The organism is Mesorhizobium sp. B2-4-3, assembly GCF_006442815.1.
Classification (GTDB): domain Bacteria; phylum Pseudomonadota; class Alphaproteobacteria; order Rhizobiales; family Rhizobiaceae; genus Mesorhizobium.
Genome location: NZ_VFVL01000005.1, coordinates 78,425 through 98,691, shown reverse-complemented (window position 1 = coordinate 98,691; position 20,267 = coordinate 78,425). Strand labels below are relative to the sequence as shown.

Annotated in this window: 20 protein-coding genes and 1 other RNA gene; 13 read left to right on the top strand and 8 right to left on the bottom strand. The window is 63.0% G+C overall.

The genetic code is table 11. The features are described 5' to 3' along the window. Positions 1–22: 22 nt before the first annotated feature. From FJ956_RS07545 to ffs, 3 genes are all read right to left on the bottom strand, one after another. The gene (locus tag FJ956_RS07545) at positions 23–346 is read right to left on the bottom strand and encodes a YbaB/EbfC family nucleoid-associated protein (protein ID WP_140673153.1); all 324 of its coding nucleotides are present in this window, start codon (positions 344–346) and stop codon (positions 23–25) included. A 20-nt stretch (positions 347–366) separates the two neighbouring features. Further along, positions 367–2,181, bottom strand: coding sequence for a DNA polymerase III subunit gamma/tau (locus FJ956_RS07540; protein WP_140673152.1), 1,815 nt, complete (start codon positions 2,179–2,181; stop codon positions 367–369). 106 nt (positions 2,182–2,287) lie between these two features. Further along, positions 2,288–2,384, bottom strand: an RNA gene (ffs, locus tag FJ956_RS07535) — signal recognition particle sRNA small type. 184 nt (positions 2,385–2,568) lie between these two features. Here ffs and FJ956_RS07530 point away from each other — a divergent pair. From FJ956_RS07530 to FJ956_RS07520, 3 genes are read left to right on the top strand one after another with little or no spacing between them, the layout of a single operon-like run. Then, a complete protein-coding gene (locus FJ956_RS07530; RefSeq protein ID WP_140673151.1) occupies positions 2,569–2,988 on the top strand; it encodes an HIT family protein in 420 nt (139 codons plus the stop codon). 53 nt (positions 2,989–3,041) lie between these two features. Then, entirely contained in the window at positions 3,042–3,983 is a 942-nt protein-coding gene (gene nudC / locus FJ956_RS07525; protein ID WP_140673150.1) for an NAD(+) diphosphatase, read from the top strand. Positions 3,984–3,993: 10 nt separating this feature from the next. Next, the gene (locus tag FJ956_RS07520; protein WP_140673148.1) at positions 3,994–4,296 is read left to right on the top strand and encodes a Dabb family protein; all 303 of its coding nucleotides are present in this window, start codon (positions 3,994–3,996) and stop codon (positions 4,294–4,296) included. Between the two features lie 256 nt (positions 4,297–4,552). Here the strand turns inward: FJ956_RS07520 and FJ956_RS07515 are convergent, their stop codons facing one another. Together FJ956_RS07515 and FJ956_RS07510 are read right to left on the bottom strand one after the other, a co-directional pair. Next, positions 4,553–5,416, bottom strand: coding sequence for a prephenate dehydratase (locus FJ956_RS07515; protein WP_140673146.1), 864 nt, complete (start codon positions 5,414–5,416; stop codon positions 4,553–4,555). 10 nt (positions 5,417–5,426) lie between these two features. Further along, positions 5,427–6,155 carry a 3-deoxy-manno-octulosonate cytidylyltransferase gene (locus tag FJ956_RS07510; RefSeq protein WP_140673144.1) on the bottom strand — a complete coding sequence of 243 codons (729 nt, stop codon included), beginning with the start codon at positions 6,153–6,155 and terminating at the stop codon, positions 5,427–5,429. A 193-nt stretch (positions 6,156–6,348) separates the two neighbouring features. On the opposite strand from FJ956_RS07510, the gene FJ956_RS07505 reads away from it, so the two are divergent. From FJ956_RS07505 to FJ956_RS07465, 9 genes are all read left to right on the top strand, one after another. Further along, positions 6,349–7,038: a cytochrome c family protein gene (locus FJ956_RS07505; protein WP_140673142.1), complete on the top strand. Its 690-nt coding sequence runs from the start codon at positions 6,349–6,351 to the stop codon at positions 7,036–7,038. A gap of 252 nt (positions 7,039–7,290) precedes the next feature. Beyond that, positions 7,291–9,171, top strand: coding sequence for an extracellular solute-binding protein (locus FJ956_RS07500; protein ID WP_140673140.1), 1,881 nt, complete (start codon positions 7,291–7,293; stop codon positions 9,169–9,171). Next, on the top strand, positions 9,171–11,048 hold the full coding sequence (locus FJ956_RS07495) for an extracellular solute-binding protein (protein ID WP_140673138.1): 1,878 nt from the start codon (positions 9,171–9,173) through the stop codon (positions 11,046–11,048). Before FJ956_RS07500 ends, FJ956_RS07495 begins: the two co-directional genes overlap by 1 nt. 30 nt (positions 11,049–11,078) lie before the next feature. After that, a complete protein-coding gene (locus tag FJ956_RS07490; protein ID WP_140673136.1) occupies positions 11,079–12,173 on the top strand; it encodes a microcin C ABC transporter permease YejB in 1,095 nt (364 codons plus the stop codon). Then, positions 12,173–13,312: an ABC transporter permease gene (locus FJ956_RS07485; protein ID WP_140673134.1), complete on the top strand. Its 1,140-nt coding sequence runs from the start codon at positions 12,173–12,175 to the stop codon at positions 13,310–13,312. Before FJ956_RS07490 ends, FJ956_RS07485 begins: the two co-directional genes overlap by 1 nt. Before the next feature lie 143 nt (positions 13,313–13,455). Continuing rightward, complete coding sequence (locus FJ956_RS07480) at positions 13,456–13,689, top strand: hypothetical protein (RefSeq protein ID WP_140673132.1); 234 nt, start codon at positions 13,456–13,458, stop codon at positions 13,687–13,689. Next, complete coding sequence (locus FJ956_RS07475; RefSeq protein WP_140673130.1) at positions 13,689–14,189, top strand: PIN domain-containing protein; 501 nt, start codon at positions 13,689–13,691, stop codon at positions 14,187–14,189. The genes FJ956_RS07480 and FJ956_RS07475 overlap by 1 nt, the downstream gene beginning before the upstream one ends. Further along, positions 14,186–15,814: an ABC transporter ATP-binding protein gene (locus FJ956_RS07470; RefSeq protein ID WP_140673128.1), complete on the top strand. Its 1,629-nt coding sequence runs from the start codon at positions 14,186–14,188 to the stop codon at positions 15,812–15,814. The genes FJ956_RS07475 and FJ956_RS07470 overlap by 4 nt, the downstream gene beginning before the upstream one ends. Positions 15,815–15,854: 40 nt before the next feature. Then, on the top strand, positions 15,855–16,796 hold the full coding sequence (locus FJ956_RS07465) for a glyoxylate/hydroxypyruvate reductase A (RefSeq protein WP_140673126.1): 942 nt from the start codon (positions 15,855–15,857) through the stop codon (positions 16,794–16,796). Here FJ956_RS07465 and FJ956_RS07460 read toward each other — a convergent pair. The 3 genes from FJ956_RS07460 to FJ956_RS07450 form a co-directional block, all read right to left on the bottom strand. Next, positions 16,793–17,323: an AAA family ATPase gene (locus FJ956_RS07460; protein ID WP_140673411.1), complete on the bottom strand. Its 531-nt coding sequence runs from the start codon at positions 17,321–17,323 to the stop codon at positions 16,793–16,795. The genes FJ956_RS07465 and FJ956_RS07460 overlap by 4 nt on opposite strands. 75 nt (positions 17,324–17,398) lie before the next feature. Next, positions 17,399–17,707, bottom strand: coding sequence for a hypothetical protein (locus FJ956_RS07455; RefSeq protein ID WP_246671974.1), 309 nt, complete (start codon positions 17,705–17,707; stop codon positions 17,399–17,401). 200 nt (positions 17,708–17,907) lie between these two features. Next, positions 17,908–18,852, bottom strand: coding sequence for a methyltransferase domain-containing protein (locus tag FJ956_RS07450; protein WP_140673122.1), 945 nt, complete (start codon positions 18,850–18,852; stop codon positions 17,908–17,910). Between the two features lie 230 nt (positions 18,853–19,082). Here FJ956_RS07450 and FJ956_RS07445 point away from each other — a divergent pair, with 230 nt between their 5' ends. Beyond that, positions 19,083–20,093: a ligase-associated DNA damage response exonuclease gene (locus tag FJ956_RS07445; RefSeq protein ID WP_140673409.1), complete on the top strand. Its 1,011-nt coding sequence runs from the start codon at positions 19,083–19,085 to the stop codon at positions 20,091–20,093. Positions 20,094–20,267: the final 174 nt, after the last annotated feature.

Genomic DNA, 20,267 nt, shown 5'->3' with positions numbered 1-20,267 from the left:
CAATTAACTGGCGGACACCGCCTCAGAACGGCAATTTCATTCCGGGCGGGATCGGCAAGCCCGCCGTCAACGCCTTGGTCTTCTCCTGCATGATCTGCTCGACCTTATTTTTGGCGTCATTGTGGGCGGCCAGGATGAGGTCCTCCAGGATCTCGGCTTCGTCCGCCTTGATGAGCGACGGATCGATCTTCAGCGCCTTCATTTCGAACTTGCCGGAAAGCGTGATGCTGACCAGACCGCCGCCGGCCTGGCCGGTGGCTTCAAGCGTGGCGATCTCGTCCTGCATGGCCTGGAACTTGGCCTGCATTTCCTTCGCCTTGCCCATAAGGCCGAGAAGATCTTTCATCGGGTGGTCCTCTAAATGTTTCAGGTCTCGTCGTCATCGGCCGCCGGCTCGACCGGCAGGTCGGCCTCGGCTTCTTCCACGTCCGGCACGTCCGGGATGCGCACGTCGATGATCTTGGCGCCAGGAAAACGGGCGAGGATGGCCGCGACAGTCGGGTCGCTCTTGGCGTCGGAAAATGCGTTCTCCCGCTTCGTCGTCTCCATCTCGGCCAATGTCTGGCCGCCTTCTTCCTTCGACAGCGACACCAGCCAGTTGCGGCCGGTCCAGGCGCGCAGCTTGGCGGTGAGGTCGTTGAGCAGCATCTTCGGCGCGTCGTCGGTCAAGGTGACGTCGAGACGGCCGGGCTCGATGCGAACCGGCCGCACGCAGCGTTTCAGCAGCACCTTGAAGGCCATGTCGCGATTGGCGTCGGCAAGCGCGACGATGTCGGCCAGCGATTTGACCGGAACGGCGGGCGCCTCGGCGACCGGCTCCGGCGCCGGAACGAAGGCGGCGGGCGCGGGCTGTGTTTCGACCAGGCGCATCGTCTGGGCACCGCCACCGGTGGAAGCAGGCATCCGGGTCTGCGCGACGGGGCTCGCGCTGCCGCCATTGCCGGCCGGCGCTGCGTTGGCGCGCGGCGCGCCATTCGGCAGCGGGGCGGCGCCTTCCAGCGATTTCAGCGCCTCGTCCAGCGTCGGCAGGTCGGCGGCGTGCGCCAGCCTGATCAGCACCATCTCGCCCGCGCTGACCGGGCGGTTGGAGGACTGCACCTCGGGAATGCCCTTGAGCAGCATCTGCCAGGTCCGCGACAATACGCGCACCGAAAGCGTGCCGGCGAATTCGGCGCCACGCCGGCGCTCGTCCTCGGAAAGCGACGCATCGGCGGCGGCGGCCGGCACGAAGCGCAGGCGGGTGACGAGGTGGTTGAACTCGGCAAGATCGGTAAGCACGGCGGCAGGATCGGCACCGGTGTCGTATTGCGCGCGGAACTCGGCGAGCGCCGCCGCCACGTCGCCCTTCATGACATGCTCGAACAGGTCGATGATGCGGGCGCGGTCGGCAAGGCCGAGCATGGCGCGCACCGCCTCGGCGCTCACCGTGCCGCTGCCGTGGGCGATCGCCTGGTCGAGGATGGAGAGCGAATCGCGCGCCGAGCCTTCGGCAGCCCGCGCGATCATCGCCAGCGCCTCGTCGTCGACGGCAATGCCTTCCTTGGCCGCGATCGAAGACAGATGCCCGACCAGCGCGCTGGCATCGATGCGCCTCAGATCGAAGCGCTGGCAGCGCGACAGCACCGTTATCGGCACCTTGCGGATCTCGGTGGTGGCAAAGATGAATTTGACGTGCGGCGGCGGCTCTTCCAGCGTCTTCAGCAGGCCGTTGAAGGCCTGTGTGGAGAGCATGTGCACTTCGTCGATGATGTAGACCTTGTAGCGTGCCGAGACCGGCGCGTAGCGGACGCGGTCGATGATGTCCCTGATGTCGTCGATGCCGGTATGGGAGGCGGCATCCATCTCGATGACGTCGACATGGCGGCCTTCCATGATCGCCTGGCAATGCTCACCAGGGATCGAAAGGTCGACGGAGGGCTGATCGACGGTCGCGGTCTTGTAGTTCAGGGCCCGCGCCAGGATGCGCGCTGTCGTCGTCTTGCCGACACCGCGCACGCCGGTCAGCATCCAGGCCTGGGCGATGCGGCCGGTGGCGAACGCATTGGTCAGCGTGCGGACCATCGGCTCCTGGCCGATCAGCTCGGAGAAATTCGACGGGCGATATTTGCGCGCCAGGACGCGATAAGCGGCGGCCTTACCTGTTTCCAGGCTTTGTGGCCCCAAATTTCCGGCTTCGCTCATTCGCCGTCAAAAGCTCCCAGGACCGCGACGGAAGGCGGCCGATTCCTGCGCATAGTCTCACCCGCACGGCTCGGGGCCGTCAATGTCGCGGGAGAAAGGCGAAGAGGTGGGAGGCTGGAACAATGACCCGTTCCGGGCTCGTTAGGGCTGCTTCCTTCCGGACCTGACCCGGTTGGCGAGTGGATCGTCCACCACCAACCTCCCGCGCTCCATATCGGCAATTCGGCGGCGAAATGCAAGGGGCCGAGCCAGAACCCGTAGCCGCTTCGAAGGCGGAAAGTCCTTCAAATCGATAATGGCGGTCAATGAATCGCTTGCAGCCACCTTGCCGCCGCTCTAGCGTTCCGGGTTTGGAAAATGCTTACAACAAAAGCGAAGGAAACGCTCATGCTGCCTGGCCTCGAGGCCGGATTCACGCTGGACGCCCGGCTGGAGGCGGACAGCGAGCAGCTTATGTGGCTTGGCCTTTGCGAGCTCAGGCTGATGAACGACCGCCGCTGGCCATGGCTGGTGCTGGTGCCGCAGCGGCCCGGCGTGGAAGAAATTCACGACCTGACGCCGCTCGACCAGGCGATGCTGACCTTCGAGACCAATATGGTGGCGCAGGCGCTGAAACGGGTGACCGGATGCACCAAGATCAACACCGGTGCCTTGGGCAACATCGTGCGCCAGTTGCATGTCCATGTCGTCGCCCGCTCCGAGGGCGATCCCGGCTGGCCGGGACCGGTCTGGGGGCATGGCATGCGCGAACCCTACCAGCGCTCCGATATCAGGCGGTTTGCCGAAACGATCAAGGCGGCGCTATAAGCTGACCAGTGTCCATTCCGCACCCCCGAGTCCTCAGCACACCCCGAGTTCCCATGAGCTTTCGCCTGTTCGACGCGCCCTTGCGCGAGCCCAGTCAATTCGTCGGTTTCGCCGGCAACCGGATCGACCGGCAGTCCGAGAACCGCGCCGACGACGCGGTCGAAAAAGCGCTGGCCGACCGGACCGCGCGGCTGATGCTGATGCATGCCGGCCGGCTTTACCTCAAGCTCGACGACGGCACGTTCGATCCCTGGTTCAAGGCGGATGAAAGCCAGGCCTTCGAGGTTTCGCTCGGCCAGGGCGTGCTGCTCGGCCTTTCCGAGGAGGGCCCGGTGCTGGCGGTGCCCGCCGGCGTCGAGCCGGAAAAACTCCCCGAGACGGTCAAGGCGATCGACTATCGTTCCGTCTACATGCAAGGGCTGGTCGACGATGCGGCCGCCGGCGCGCTGGCGCAAGGGGCGGCGCTTCTCGCCTGGCACGTCAGCCACGCCTTCTGCTCGAAATGCGGCAACCGCTCGGAAATGCGGGCCGGCGGCTACAGGCGCCATTGCCCTGCCTGCGGCACCGACCATTTCCCGCGCACCGACCCGGTGGCGATCATGCTGACGGCAACGCAAGAGAAATGCATCCTGGGGCGCGGCAAGCATTTCGCGCCGGGCATGTATTCGGCGCTCGCCGGCTTCATCGAGCCCGGCGAGACGATCGAGGCGGCGGTGCGGCGCGAGACGCTTGAAGAGGCCGGCATCCGGCTCGGCCGCGTCGTCTACCATGCCAGCCAGCCTTGGCCGTTCCCCTATTCGCTGATGATCGGTTGTTTCGGCGAGCCGCTCAACGAGGATATTCAGGCCGACCTCAACGAATTGGAGGACTGCCGCTGGTTTTTCCGCGACGAAGTGCGCACGATGCTGGACAGGACGCACGCCGACGGCTTGATTACACCGCCGAAAGGGGCGATCGCCCATCACCTCATCCGCGCCTGGGTCGACAGCGAATAGGAGCAGAAGAATGATCCGTCACACCGTCGTGTTCGCGCTGAAGCACCCGTTGCAGTCGCTGGAGACGAAGCGCTTTCTGCACGACGCGAAGAAGATCCTGACCGGGATCAAGGGCGTCGCGCATTTCGAGCAGTTGCGGCAGGTGAGCCCGAAGAACGATTACCAGTTCGGCTTCTCGATGGAGTTCGCCGACCAGGCGGCTTACACGCGCTACAACGAGCACCCGGACCATGTCGCCTTCGTGCGCGACCGCTGGGTGCCCGAGGTCGATAAGTTCATGGAGATCGACTACGTGCCGCTGGGGTTTGGCTGAGAATGGGGGTTGTTAAGCGGCGTCCGAGATTAGCCGGACCAACTGTGACATCGTCATTCCAGGGCGTAGCGAAGCGAAGACCCTGGAATCCATGCCGTGACCTCGGCCCGAGGGTGCAGCGGAGCAGATTCTGGACCGATGCAACGCGTCGAAGTCACGGAATGGATCCTCGGGTCTGCGCGCGTCGCTTCGCTCCTTGCTTCGCCCGTGGATGACGAAGCTCAAGCGTTTCGGCCAACCCCGCAGGTACAATTCCCTAATCCGCGACCTTCCACTGCTCGCGCGAGGCGCTGGCCGGATAGACGCCGAGGATGCGCATCTCGCGCGAGAAGAAGCGCAGCTCGTCCAGCGCCAGCTTGACCAGCGGATCGTCCGGGTGGCCTTCGATGTCGGCGTAAAACAACGTCGCGGTGAAGGCGCCGAGCTGGTAGCTCTCGAGCTTGGTCATGTTGATGCCGTTGGTGGCGAAGCCGCCCATGGCCTTATAGAGCGCGGCCGGCACATTGCGGACACGGAAGATGAAGGTGGTCATCATCTTTGCATCCGGCGCGGGGCGCTCCACCCATTGCTTGTCCTTGGTCAGCACGACGAAGCGGGTGACGTTCGAGTCAGTGTCCTCGACATTCTTCTCGATGATATCGAGCCCATAGAGCTCCGCGGCCAAAGCCGGCGCCAGCGAGGCCATTGTGCGGTCCCGGACCTCCGACACCATCTTGGCCGAACCCGCCGTGTCGCCGGCGATCACCGGCTTCCAGCCGTTCTTGCGGATGTATTTGCGGCACTGGCCGAGCGCATGGATGTGGCTGTGGACGGTCTTGATCTCGTCGCGCTTCACCCCCGGCAACACCATCAGCTGGAAGTGGATCGGCAGGAAATATTCGCCGACGATGTGCAGCTTCGATTCCGGCAAGAGATGGTGAATGTCGGCGACGCGCCCGGCGATGGTGTTCTCGATCGGGATCATGGCGAGCTCGGCCTTGCCGGTCTCGACCGCGTTGAAGGCGTCCTCGAAGGTCGGGGAGGGCAACGGCTCCATCGACGGGAACATGTTGCGGCAGGCCGTGTCGGAGTTGGCGCCGGGCTCGCCCTGGAAGGAAATTCTGTTGGTCTTGTCAGCCATCACGGATGTCTCAGCTTGAGAGGATTTTTCGCGCCCGCTCCAGGTCGCCGGGGGTGTCGACGCCAAGCGGCAGCGATTTGACGATCTCGGCGTCGATGCGCATGCCGGCTTCCAGCGCGCGCAACTGCTCGAGGCGTTCGCGCCGCTCCAGCGGCGAAGGCTTGAGCGCCACGAAACGTTCGAGCGCCGCACGGCGATAGGCGTAGAGGCCGATGTGGTGGTAGAGCGGCCCAGCGCCCCAGGGCGCGGTGGCGCGGGTGAAATAGAGCGCTCGCAACCGTGTCGCCGACAGCGGCGAGCCGACGATCTTGACCACGTTCTGGTTGGTCTTTTCCTCGTCGCGCACGATCTCGACGCCGAGTGTGGCGATATCGACCGATTTGTCCTCAAACGGCCGCAGCGACGCGCCGATGATCTCGGGATCGATGGTCGGCAGGTCGCCCTGGACGTTGACGATCGTCTCCACCTGTTTTTCGGGGTCGAGGGCCGCCAGCGCCTCGAAGATGCGGTCGGAGCCCGATTCGTGATCCGCGCGGGTCATGACAGCCTCGAAGCCATACGCCCGTACGGTTTGCGCGACGGCTTCGGTATCGGTCGCCACCACCACGCGGCCAAGCCCGGCCTCGGCGGACCGGCGGGCGACATGGACGATCATCGGCGCGCCCGCAATGTCGGCCAGCGGCTTGCCCGGCAGACGCGTCGAGGCCATGCGGGCGGGGATCAGGATCAAGGTTGACATCGGATTTCAGGGCGGTCGAAAAACGCGGATGGAAAAGTGGCAAAAGGTCTCACTGGAAGCGCCCTTATAGGTGTTGCAACGCCAGAGCAAAAGACCTAGTTTCCGCCCGATTTGACTGACCTTTCGAGGCAGTTCGCGATACCGACGGACGGAGTGGACGGGACGGTCCGCCGGAAAAGGGAGCAAGGGGCGTATGGATTCCAACGAAATCAACAAGCTGCTCGGCGGATTTCTGGGAACCTGCTTCCTCGTCTTTTCCATAGGCCTCGTCTCGGACGGGCTGTTCGCCTCTCCGGCGCCCGAAAAGCCCGGCTTCGCCATCGAAGCGCAGGAACCGACCGAAGGCGGTCCGGCTGCTCCCGCAGCGGAAGCCAAACCGATCGCCGATCTGCTCGCCACCGCCAATGCCGAGGCAGGCGCCGCCATCTTCAAGAAGTGCCAGGCCTGCCATTCGGGTGAGAAGGGCGGCCCGAACAAGGTCGGTCCGGATCTTTGGGACATCGTCGACCGCCCCGTCGCCGAGCACGAAGGCTTCGCCTATTCGGCGGGCATGAAGGATTTCTCCAAGGGCGGCCAGGAGCACTGGACGTACGACAATCTCAACCACTTCATCACGTCGCCGAAGAAGTTCGTGAAGGGCACTGCGATGGGCTTCGCCGGCCTGCCGAAGGATGAAGACCGCGCCAATGTGATCGCTTATCTGCGCACGCTGTCGGACAATCCGAAGCCGCTGCCGCAGCCGGGTGCTTCGGCCGAAGCCAAGCCCGCCGAAGGCGCCAAGCCGGCGGAAGGTGCCGCACCCGCGAAGCCCGCGGAAGGCGCTGCGCCGGCCAAGCCGGCCGAGGGATCCGCTCCGGCCAAGCCCGCGGCGCCTGCCCAATAAACAATTTGTCGCAGAGACTTCCTTGGAAAAGCCGGGTTCGTCCCGGCTTTTCTGTTAGGAAAGCTGCATGGGCGGCGACAAAGGCGGCACTTGCGGTTTCCACCGGCGTCAAATGATCTAGATTGCGGGTGGTCAGAGCAATTCCAGGAAGGGGAACCGGTTTCCGTTCGGAATTGCGTTGAGACAAAGCGATAGAGGGCCGTCGTTTTCGTAAACGATGAACGCTCCAGTTGCTCGCGACGAGGAGAACGCATGAAGGTTGGCCGCTTCCGCACGCTTTTCGCATCGGCGTTCGCGCTCGCCTTCGCCGCCAGCCTGCAGGCCGGCTTCGCCGACGAGTGGCGTACGACGTCCTCGCTGATGGGCGAGTCCAAATACGGTGAGAATTTTCAGCGCTACGATTACGTCAATCCCGATGCGCCCAAGGGCGGCACATTGAATTCGGTCGTCGTCGGCACCTTCGACAGCTTCAATCCGTATGTCGTGCAGGGATCGCCGGCCTCCGGCTTCGCTCAATTTGGCGGCGGGTTGCTCTACGATACGCTGATGGACCAGGCGACTGACGAGGGTAGCACCTACCACCCACTGATCGCCGAGGCTTACAAATATCCGCCAGATTATTCCTCGGCTACCTACAGGCTCGATCCGCGCGCCAAATGGCATGACGGCCAGCCGATCACCGCCGACGATGTGATCTGGTCGTTCCAGGTGCTGAAGACCAACAGCCCGATGTACAACCGCTATTTCGAGAACGTGACCAAGGCGGTCGCGATCTCGGATCGCGAGGTCGAGTTCCAGTTCAACCAGAAGGGCAACCGCGAACTGCCCCGGATTCTCGGCGATCTCGTCGTGCTGCCGAAGCACTGGTGGGAAGGCACCGATGCAAACGGCAAGAAGCGTGACATCACCAGGCCGACGCTGGAGCCGCCGCTGGGCTCCGCGGCCTACAGGATCGCCAGCTTCAAACCGGGTTCGGAAATCGTCTGGCAACGCGTGCCCGACTACTGGGGTGCGAAGCTGCCGGTGAAGATCGGTCGCGAGAATTTCGATACCCAGCGCTTCACCTATATATTGGACGACAACGCCGCCTGGCAGGCCTTCACCAAGGGCGGGCTGGACGACATCAAGCCGGAAAACAGCTCGAGGCGCTGGGCGACGGCCTATAATTTTCCCGCCATCAGCGCCGGCGACGTGATCAAAAAGGAATTCAAGACCACCTCGCCGGAGCCGATGCAGGCTTTCATGCTCAACCAGCGCCGGCCGCTGTTCCAGGATCGCCGGGTGCGCGAAGCGCTGACCTATCCTTACGATTTCGAGACGATGAACCGCACGCTGTTCTTCAATTCCAACACGCGCACGAAAAGTTATTTCCAGGGCACCGAATTGGCGTCGAGCGGGCTGCCGCAAGGCAGAGAGCTCGATATCCTGGAGAAGTATCGAGACAAGCTGCCGCCTGAATTGTTCACCCAGGAATTCAAGCTGCCGGTCTATGACTCGCCGCAGGCGGAACGGAAGTATCTGAAGCAGGCGGTGGACCTCTTCGCCCAGGCGGGCTGGGTGATCAAGGGCGGCAAGATGGTGAACGCCAAGACCGGCGCGCCGTTCAAATTCGAGATCCTCGGCACGTCCGACACGGACCAGATCCTCTCAGGCAATTATATCGCCAACCTGCGCAAGATCGGCGTCGATGCGACGCTGCGGATCATCGATCCCAGCCAATACGTCAACCGCGTCAACAATTTCGACTACGACGTCATCACCAACCTGCTGCAGCAGTCGGAATCGCCGGGCAACGAACAGCGCGATTTCTGGAGCTCGAAGGCCGCCGACGCGCCCGGATCGCGCAACTATTCCGGCATCAAGGACCCGGTTGTCGATGCATTGGTCGACCGCATCATCTTCGCGACCGATCGGGACGACCTCGTCGCGGCCACCCACGCGCTCGATCGGGTGCTGTTGTGGAACTACTATGTGGTCCCGCAATTCTATCGCGCGGTGGTGTGGCTTGCCTATTGGAACAAGTTCGGCATGCCGGAAAAGCAGCCAAGTTACCGCGGCGCCGATATCGATTCCTGGTGGATCGACCCCGAGAAGGAAAAGGCGCTGGCCGCCAAGTACAAGGGCCTCAATTGATGAGGCGGCGGATTTTGCTTCCTCGCCGCGACTTCCTGGCGCTCGGCGCCGCGGCCACAGCCGCCGCCCTGCTGCCCGGCCGGGCCTTTGCCGACACCCCGGCCGGTGTCAAGCTGCACGGCCTGTCGGCCTTCGGCGACCTCAAATACAAGCCCGATTTCACCCATTTCGACTATGTCGATGTCGATGCGCCGCAAGGCGGCATCTTCAACTTCTCGCCGCCGAACTGGGGCGCCAACCAGAGCCCGCAGACCTTCAACACGCTGAATTCGTTCGTCGCCAAGGGCGATTCTCCGCAGCGCATGGAAATGTGCTTCGATTCCTTGATGGTGCGGGCACTCGACGAGCCAGACGCGGTCTATGGACTGATCGCCGACGGAGTCACAATCTCCGACGACCGCAACGGCTTCACATTCTCGCTGCGCCCGCAGGCGCGCTTCCATGACGGCACGCCGCTCACCGCCGACGATGTTGCCTTCACCTTCAAGCTGCTGAAAGACAAAGGGCATCCGGACTACGCGCTGTCGCTGACGCATCTGGAAGATGCCGAGGCGAAGGACACTCACACCGTCGAGCTCAAATTCTCCGGCAAGCAATCGGCCCGCACCATCCTCAACGTCGTCGGATTTCCGATCCTGTCGAAGGCCTTTTACACGGCCAATCCATTCGATTCCTCGCAGCTCAATCCGCCGCTCGGCTCTAGCGCCTATAAGGTCGGGCGCTGGTCGGCGGGCGCCTGGATCGAATATGAGCGCGTGGCCGACTACTGGGGCAACGACCTACCGGTCAATCGCGGCCAGAACAATTTCGGGCGCATCCGCATCGAATTCTACCAGGATCGCACGGCCGGGTTCGAGGCCTTCAAGAAGGGCGAGATACTCTACCGCGAGGAATTCACGTCGCGCGTCTGGGCGACGGCCTACGACTTTCCAGCCTTTACCGCCGGCAAGGTGATCAAGCATGAGTTCCCGGCTGAAACCACGCCTTCCATGCAGGCCACCGCCGTCAACCAGCGGCGGGAGCAATTCAAGGACCCGCGCGTGCGGCAGGCGATCGCGCTCTGCTTCGATTTCGAATGGACGCGGCGCAACTTCTTCTATGGTTCCTATGAGCGTTCGCAGTCCTGCTTCGAAAAGTCCGACTTCCGGGCCGCGGGCATGCCAACGCCGCAGGAGCTGACGCTGCTTCAGCCGCTGCGCGACCAGCTGCCGCCGGAGACATTCGGCGAAGCGGTGACGCAACCGCCATCGGACGGATCCGGGCGGGACCGCAAGCAACTGAGCGCGGCATTGAAGTTGCTCGCTCAGGCCGGCTGGAAACGCTCCGGCGACTTCGTGGTCAACGGCAAGGGCGGGCGGCTGGCCGCCGAATTCCTGGTCGACGACGAGACCTTCGTGCAGGTCTATTCGCCCTGGGTCGCCAACATGAAAGCTATCGGCATCGATGCCTCGATCCGCTTGGTGGATTCGGCGCAGTACCAGCTCAGGCAATCGACATTCGATTTCGACCTGCTCTCGGCCGCCTTCAATTTCAGCGCCACGCCGACCCGAGACGATCTGGAAATTTTCTTCCACTCGCGCAGCGCCGCAATATCGGGCTCGCGCAACCTGTCGGGCGTTGCAAGCCCCGCCGTCGATGCGCTGATCGATGCCGTCGGCGCCGCCAAGGATCGTGAAAGCCTGACCACCGCCATGCGCGCGTTGGACCGGGCCTTGCGCGCGCGGCGCGATTGGATTCCAAGTTGGTATCTGGCGAATCACCGAAGCGCCTATTGGGACATGTTCGGCTTCCCCGAACAGAAACCCGATTTCGGCTTTCCGGTCGAAGCGCTGTGGTGGGTCGACAAGGGCAAGGCGGCAAAGATTGGCAAAGCCTGACATGAACGTTTGTGCGGGGTCGGTCGCCTGATGGGCGCCTATATCCTGCGCCGCATTCTTCTCATGATCCCGACGCTGTTCGGCATCATGGCGATTTCCTTCGCGGTCATTCAGTTCGCGCCGGGCGGCCCGGTCGAGCAGGTGATTGCACGGCTGACCAACCAGGGCGGCAACGATCGCCTCGGCAGCGGTGGCGGCGACGCCGGCGGCGGCAATTTCGACGTTGCCGGCGATGTCGGCTCGAAATATCGCGGCGCGCAAGGCCTCGATCCCGAATTCATCAAGAAGCTGGAGAAGCAGTTCGGCTTCGACAAGCCGCCGCTCGAGCGCTTCGGCATGATGCTGTGGAACTATAGCCGCTTCGATTTCGGCGACAGCTATTTCCGCGATATCTCGGTGCTGAACCTGATCCTGGAGAAGATGCCGGTCTCCATCTCCATCGGCCTGTGGATCACGCTTTTATCCTATCTAATCTCGATCCCGCTCGGCATCCGCAAGGCGGTGAAGGATGGCTCCACCTTCGACGTGTGGACCAGCGGCGTCGTCATTGTCGGCTATGCCATTCCAGGCTTCCTGTTCGGCATCATGCTCATGGTGCTGTTTGCAGGCGGCTCGTTCTGGGACTGGTTTCCGCTGCGCGGCATCGTTTCGGACAACTGGGACCAGCTGTCCTGGCCCGGCAAGATCGCCGACTATTTCTGGCACATGACGCTGCCGCTGACGGCGCTCGTGCTGTCGGCTTTCGCGACGACCACCCTGCTCACCAAGAACTCCTTCCTTGAGGAGATCCGCAAGCAATATGTGGTCACCGCGCGCGCCAAGGGGCTGTCGGAGCACAAGGTGCTCTACGGCCACGTCTTCCGGAACGCCATGCTGATCGTCATCGCCGGTTTTCCGGGCGCTTTCATCTCGGCCTTCTTCACCGGCTCGCTGCTGATCGAGAACATCTTCTCACTCGACGGCCTCGGACTGCTCGGCTTCAAGTCGGTGATCGACCGCGACTATCCGGTGGTGTTCGCCACGCTCTACATCTTCTCGCTGCTTGGCCTGTTCGTCGGCCTTTTGTCGGATCTGATCTACACCTGGGTCGATCCGCGCATCGACTTCGAGCGGAGAGACGTCTGATGGCCGAGGCCGCGGTCGAAAGCGCGCCGGCGCGGCCTCGCAGGCCATTTCTGTCGCCGCTCAACCAGCGGCGACTGCAGAATTTCAAGGCCAACCGGCGCGGCTACTGGTCGCTCTGGATCTTCCTGTTACTGTTCGTGCTGTCGCTGTTTTCCGAGCTGATCGCCAACGACAAGCCGATCATCGCCTCCTACAAGGGCGAGATCCTGTTTCCGGTTCTGGTCGCCTATCCGGAGGAGAAGTTCGGCGGTTTCTACGCCGTCACCGATTATCGCGATCCGGTGATCCAGGACGAGATCAACTCCAATGGCTGGATGATCTGGCCGCCGGTCCGTTACTCCTACCAGACGGTCAACAACGCCATTCCGGAACCGGCCCCGGCAAAGCCGTCCTGGCTCTACGACAAAAAAACGCGCTGCAATCAGTACCCGAAGGGAGAGGCCGATGAGAACTGCACCGTCGGCAACTGGAACTGGCTGGGCACCGACGACCAGGCCCGCGACGTGCTGGCGCGCGTGCTCTACGGTTTCCGCATCTCGGTTCTGTTCGGCCTGATCCTGACGCTTGGGTCGTCGCTGATCGGCGTCGCGGCCGGCGCGGTGCAAGGCTATTTCGGCGGTTGGACCGACCTTCTCTTTCAACGTTTCATCGAGATCTGGTCGGCGATCCCGGTGCTCTACCTCCTGCTGATCGTCTCGGCCATCCTGCCGCCGGGCTTCTTCATCCTGCTCAGCCTGATGCTGCTGTTTTCATGGGTGGCGCTAGTCGGCGTGGTGCGGGCCGAATTCCTGCGCGCCCGCAACTTCGAATATGTCAACGCGGCGCGGGCGCTCGGCGTACCGAACCTCACCATCATGTTCCGGCACCTGTTGCCGAACGCCATGGTGGCGACGCTGACCTTCCTGCCCTTCCTGCTCTCGGGCTCCATCTCGACGCTGACATCGCTCGACTATCTCGGCTTCGGCCTGCCGCCCGGCTCGGCCTCGCTCGGCGAATTGCTGAAACAGGCGCAGCGCAACCTCAACGCGCCCTGGCTCGGCATCTCCGGCTTCATCGTGATCTCGCTGATGCTGTCCCTGCTGGTCTTCATCGGCGAGGCGACGCGTGACGCATTCGATCCGCGCAAGACGTTCAAATGACTGCGGACTGGTACCCGGCATGTTATATTCTCAGTGTGACGATACGAATTAAGGTGGACGTAGGTATCAATTGGCGAAACTGCCGGCGATCATGAGCGGTATCCGCACGTTTTCCGCGCCGCGATCCACGAGAGGACGGAATTATGAATAAGGTCATCCTCGAGCATTATCCCGCATCGAAACTTCCGGACGAGTTGCGAGAGGGTATAGCTTTGAATGCCTCGGTTACAGTGACCGTGGAAGAGGAGGCCAAACGGCCCCTTGGCCGCAAGCAACTGCTTGAACTTATGCGGAACGCCCAGGCCAACGCTCCAGGGACAAGCCTCGAAGAGGCCGTGGCGCGTGTTCGCGCCCTCCGTGACGAGTGGGAGGACTGATGGCCGCCTTCCGGCTTTACGTCGATACGAACATTTTCATCTACGCTTTCGAAAATAATGATGCTCTTGCACGAAAACTGCTTCAGCTCGTCTCTTTGAACGAGGGCAGAAAGCAACCTTTTATCGCGACAAGCGAGATCGTGTTGGCTGAGTTGATGGTGGACCCTCTGAAAAAGGGCAATGATTCGCTTATCGAGCTTTATGACAATATCTCGATTGGTAATGCCTTTGTTTCGATCGGGATGGTAACTCGTGAAGTCCTGTGGCACGCGGCACAGCTTCGTTCAAAATTCGTTTCTCTCAGGCTACCCGATGCGATTCACCTCTCCACGGCAATGCACTTCGGCTGCGCACAATTCCTGACTGCCGATACCAGACTGAAGGGCGCTTATTCTGTCGCACCGGACAGACTCGTTCCTCCGCAATTGACAGCCGAGATTTCGATTATCCGACCGGAAATTTCCGTTCTCGATAGAATCATTACGGAAATGGAAGGATGACCGCTCCCCTCCTTTCCGTCCAGGACCTGAGCGTCGCCTTCGCGCAAGGCGGCAAGCAGTCGATCGCCGTCGACCATATCTCATTCGACATCGCCAAGGGCGAGACGGTTGCCCTGGTTGGCGAATCCGGCTCGGGCAAATCGGTATCGGCGCTGTCGGTGCTGAAGCTCCTGCCCTATCCCGCCGCCAGCCATCCGTCGGGCAGGATCCTGTTCAGCGGCGCCAACCTGCTCGCCATGGACGAGAAGGCGTTGCGCGGCGTGCGCGGCAACAAGATCACCATGATCTTCCAGGAGCCGATGACCTCGCTCAACCCGCTGCACACGATCGAGCAGCAGATCGTCGAGGTGCTGCAGCTGCATCAGGGCCTGCGCGACCAAGCCGCCCGCGCCCGCACGCTGGAGCTGCTCAACGAGGTCGGCATCCGCGATCCGCAGAAACGCCTCGACGCCTATCCGCACCAGCTCTCCGGCGGCCAGCGCCAGCGCATCATGATCGCCATGGCTTTGGCCAACGAGCCGGAGCTTCTGATCGCCGACGAGCCGACGACCGCGCTCGACGTCACCGTGCAGGCGCAGATCCTCGAATTGCTGGCGGAACTCAAAGCCCGCAAGGGCATGTCGCTGCTGTTCATCACGCACGATCTCGGCATCGTGCGCAGGATCGCCGACCGCGTCTGCGTCATGACCAAGGGCAAGATCGTCGAGAGCGGCCCAACCGGGGAAATCTTCGCCAATCCGCGGCATGACTATACAAAGCATCTGCTGGCGGCCGAGCCGAAGGGCAAGCCGCCCACAACCGACCCGGGCGCCAAGTCCGTCATGACCGGCAAGGACATCAAGGTCTGGTTCCCGATCAAGAAAGGCTTCTTCCGGACCACGGTCGACCATGTGAAGGCCGTGGACGGCATCGACGTCACGGTGCGCGCCGGCCAGACGCTTGGCGTGGTCGGCGAATCCGGCTCGGGCAAGACGACGCTCGGGCTGGCGCTCGCGCGGATGATCTCTTCGACCGGCACGATCAATTTCAACGGACGCGACATCAACCAGCTCTCCTTCGGCGCCATGCGGCCGCTGCGGCGCGAACTGCAGATCGTCTTCCAGGACCCTTTCGGATCGCTCAGCCCGCGCCTGTCGGTCTCGGAGATCATCGAGGAAGGGTTGAAGATCCACGAGCCCAGGCTCTCGGCCGACCAGCGCGACGACAAGGTGGTCGCCGTGCTGAAGGAGGTCGGCCTCGATCCCGAGACGCGCCACCGCTACCCGCACGAGTTTTCCGGGGGCCAGCGCCAGCGCGTCGCCATCGCCCGCGCCATGGTGTTGAACCCTCGTTTCGTCATGCTCGACGAACCGACCTCGGCGCTCGACATGAGCGTGCAGGCGCAGGTGGTCGACCTTTTGCGCAGCCTTCAGGCCAAGCACAATCTCGCCTATCTCTTCATCAGCCACGACCTCAAGGTGGTCCGCGCCCTTGCCAATGACGTCATCGTCATGCGCAATGGTCAGATCGTCGAGGCGGGACCTTCCGCGCAGATTTTCAGCAGCCCGCAAACCGACTATACGCGGGCGCTGATGGCGGCGGCCTTCAAGATCGAGACGGCACCGACCGGCGTGGTCAGCGAGTAGTCGGACCCGCACTGGCGAAACAGGGAAGAAAAATCCGAGAATGGAAAAAGGCAAAATCCTGCTTGCCCTCACGGGCATCCACCCGCAGCGCTGGCACGAGTTGCTCTCGGCCGAGCGCGAGGTCGTGCTGGAGCCGAACGGCGCCAATGATCCGTCGATCGCCTATGCGGTGGTGTGGAAGCAGAAGCCCAACCTTCTCAAGTCGCTGCCCAATCTGCGCGCCATCTTCTCGATCGGCGCCGGCGTCGACCACATCTTTGCCGATCCCGGCCTGCCCGACGTGCCGATCGTCAAGATCGTCGCCGACAATCTTACCCAGCACATGGTCGAGTATGTCGTCTGGCGCGTGCTCGACCACCATCGCCAGGCCTCGCTTTACCGGGCCCAGCAGCAAAAGAAGATTTGGCACGAGCCGCCGCAACGGGCGGCCGGCGACATCTCCGTCGGCATCATGGGGCTTGGCAGTCTTGGCAGCGCCGCGGCTTCGGCATTGTTGTCGCTCGGCTTCGCCGTCAACGGCTGGTCGCGCAGCGAGCGGCCGATGAAAGGCGTTTCGACCTATGCCGGCGAGGCGGGGCTGATCCCGTTCCTCAATGCCACCGACATCCTCGTCGTGCTGTTGCCGCTCACGCCGCAAACCCAGGGCATCGTCAATTACGGGCTGCTCAAGGAACTGCGCCGGCGCAACGGCCTTGGCGGCGCGGTGCTGATCAATGCCGGGCGCGGACGGCTGCAGAAGGATGCCGACATTTTGCGCGCGCTGGACGACGGCACGCTGAAGGAAGCGAGCCTCGACGTGTTCGAGGTCGAGCCGCTGCCGAAGACCAGCCCGTTATGGAGCCACCCGAAAGTATTCGTCACGCCGCATGCGGCCGCGACCTCGGACCCGGCCCATCTGGTGCCGATCATGCTTCGCCAGATGGCCGCCTTCGAGCGCGGCGAAAAGCTCGAGAACCTGGTCGACCGCAAGGCGGGATATTAGTCGGGAGTCAAACCCCAGCCCCGAAAGCACTGCTTGATCGCCCGCAGCGAAGACAGCCGCAGCTTCGGCAGCTCGAGTTCTTCGAACATCGCCCGGTATTTCCTGCGGTTTCGCGGCGTGGTGACGGCGATGTGGTGGATCATGTCCCATTTGACGCTGTCGCGCCTGCCTTCCAGAGCGCCGAGCCTGTCCTTCTCGAACAGCGTTCGCCGAAAGTACCGCAAAAGACTTGCGGGGGTGGAGATATCCAGCAGGATCAAGCCTGTCGCCCGCCGAAGGCGCTGCGGCATGCAAACCGAATAGTTCCCGTCCATCACCCAACGCTCGCGGGCGATGGCTGCATCGTGCAGGGCAATGAATTCGGCCCTCGGACGCTGCTCCCAATCCGTATTGGGCAGATGAAAGAGCTGATCGAGGTGAACGGCTTCCAGGCCGCGCTTGCGCGCTATCGCGTCGGCAAGGGTGGACTTGCCGCTGTTGGACGGGCCCAGGATGCAGATGCGGTCGCCGAGGTCTGAGAGGTTCATCGGGCGGTCTTTCAAGCGCGATCAAACGCTCGTCGGTCCAGCCGAGCGTTAAACAGAATATCGAATATCGGATACTCAGGAAGGCTTCGAGCCGGGCAGGCCGGCCGTCTCCTTCTTCTTCGGCTTGCCGCAGTCGCGGCGGTCGATCGAACGGTTCATGGCGTCGATCTCGCCGCTCGCCTTGTTGCTGGCGCGCTGGGCCTTGGAGCGCACATCCGGCATGAACGGGCCGAAGCCCATCGCCGGATTGGAGAAGCCCGGCTTGGCGGTGACAGGCAGATTGTTCTGCCGCGCGAGTTGATTGCGCTGCGCCAGCAATTGATCGCAAGGCACATCGTCATACTGCAATGAGGATTGGACGTCCTCGTCCTGACGCTCGGCCATCGACGTGCCTCCGACACAGCCGGAGACCGTCAGACAAGACGCCAACGCAACCATGGTCCAGCGCATGGATATCTCCCTAGGGCAATTCCAGGAAAAGTGCGTCGTGGTTTTTCGTCCGGAATTGCGCAAAACAAAGACTCGGTATCCGTCCCGCGCAACCCGGACCATGCCATTCAGGCTTTTTCGCAGCAAGGTCGACCTCATGCCGTTGCCGGATTCCCCGCCTCGGTAGCTGTAGCAGGGAAGCCAGCCACGATGGCCAGGCCCTCGACCGGGTCACGCCGGTCGTGCCGGATAATCATGCTTTCCAGCGACAGGACCGCAAGGCCGTTGGCGCAAAGCAGGCGCCGCGCATAGGCCTCGGAATGGGCATAACGCCGTGACGGCAAAAGGGCGAAATCGCCGCCGCCGACAAGCGTCTCGAGCGAAAAGGCGAATATGCCGCCATCGGCAAGCATGTTCGCAACCGCGCCGACGATACGGTCGAGCGCGCCGACATAGATGAACACGTCGGCCGCGACCACGAGATCGGCTCTGTCGCCGGTGCGGGAGAAATGCTGAAGGTCGGCCTTGGCCAGCAGGTCGTAGATGCCCTTGGCCCTCGCCTTCCTCAGCATGCCGGCCGAGATGTCGTAGCCCTCCAGCCGGTCGACGAAAGGGCGCAGCCTTTCGCCCATCAGGCCGGTGCCGCAGCCAAGGTCGAGGGCCAGCCTGAACCGGCCGGGCCTTGCCTTGCCGATGGCACGCCCGAGAAAATCCGGCAGCCCGTAGCCGAGCTTGCGGACAAGCGAGTCCTCGAAACTGTCGGCATAGTGATCGAACAAGGTCTCGACGAAGGCGCTGGGCGGCGCCGCCGCGGCGGGCGCCTTGCCGATCAGCTGAAGCTCGAGCGCGGTGCCGAGGCGATCCGCGGGGTCCAGCTTCAGCGCCATGGCCCAGGCTTGCGCGGCTTGATCGGGCAGGCCAACCGCCTCCTGCATCTCGCCGAGCCGAAACCAGCCGGCGGCCCAGCGCGGCGCCAGTTCCAGCGCGCCAAGCAGAAGCTCGGCCGCCTGCGCCGGCTCGCCCGAGGCGAGCAGCATCTCGGCGAAATCGGCGCGGCGGTCGGCGTTCAAGTCACCCGACGAGGCCTGGAGCGGTTTCATCTTTGAAGAATCCCACCGGCGAGGCGGGCCGGCGGCTGGCTCCATAGCATGATCCCGAACCGAAGGTCAGCGAAGCAAAAAGTGGGAACCGGTTTTCGCAGAGAGATCGTGCTCCAACAAAGAGCTTGATCGTGATGGCGTTTCAACGAGCCTCGATTGCGATCCAGGACGAGTCAGCAGTCTCCTGCAACGGGCTTCCCGCGGCAAATTTAGCTACTATGTTCAAAGCCATGCGCGCCAGCGACCTGCTCAAGCCCCGGCCGGAGGGCCTTTACTGCCCGCCCGGCAATTTCTTCCTCGACCCGGTGCGGCCCGTCGAGCGGGCGCTGATCACGCACAGCCATTCCGACCATGCGCGATCCGGCCACCGCTCGGTGCTGGCCACGCAAGAGACGCTCGACATCATGGGGCTGCGTTATGGCGAGGATTTCGCCGGAACCACGCAGGTGGCTGCGCTCGGCCAGACAATCGACATCAACGGCGTCGCCGTCACCTTCCATCCGGCCGGGCATGTGCTGGGCTCGGCGCAGATCTGCGTCGAGTATGGGGGCATGCGCATCGTCGCCTCCGGCGACTACAAGCGGCAGAAGGACGCCACCTGCCTGCCGTTCGAGCCTGTCCTGTGCGATGTCTTCATCACCGAAGCGACCTTCGGCCTGCCGGTATTCCGGCATCCGCCCGACCATGAGGAGATAGCCCGCGTGCTCAAGTCGGCGGCGCAATTTCCCGAACGCTCGCACCTGATCGGCGCCTATGCGCTCGGCAAGGCGCAGCGCGTGATGCGGCTGCTGCGCGATGCCGGTTACGACAGGCCGATCTATATCCATGGCGCGCTGGCCAAGCTCAGCGAGTACTACCAGAGCCAAGGCATCGATCTCGGCCGGATCGAGCCGGCGACGGTCGAAAGCAGCGGCAAGGCCGATTTCGCCGGCGCGATCGTGGTCGGCCCGCCGTCGGCCTTCGCCGACCGCTGGGCGCGGCGTTTTCCGGACCCGATCTCCTGCTTCGCCTCGGGCTGGATGCGCATCCGCCAGCGGGCTAAGCAGGGCGGCGTCGAGCTGCCGCTGATCATTTCCGACCATGCCGATTGGGACGAGCTGATCATCACGATCAAGGAAACCGGCGCGGAGGAAATCTGGGTCACGCATGGCCGCGAGGAAGCACTGGTGCGCTGGTGCGAGCTGGAGGGCATTGCGGCGAGGCCGCTGCATCTCGTGGGATATGAGGACGAGGGCGATTGATGGGACATAGTTTGCCAATCGCCATCGCAGCGCTCTACGGCCCCCCTCTCTGTCCTGCCGGACATCTCCCCCTCAAGGGGGGAGATTGGCAGCTTGAACGCCGGCACATCTCTACCGGCGCCGAAGATTGGCGAAAGCCGGCGCGACATCCGATCTCCCCCCTAGAGGGGGAGA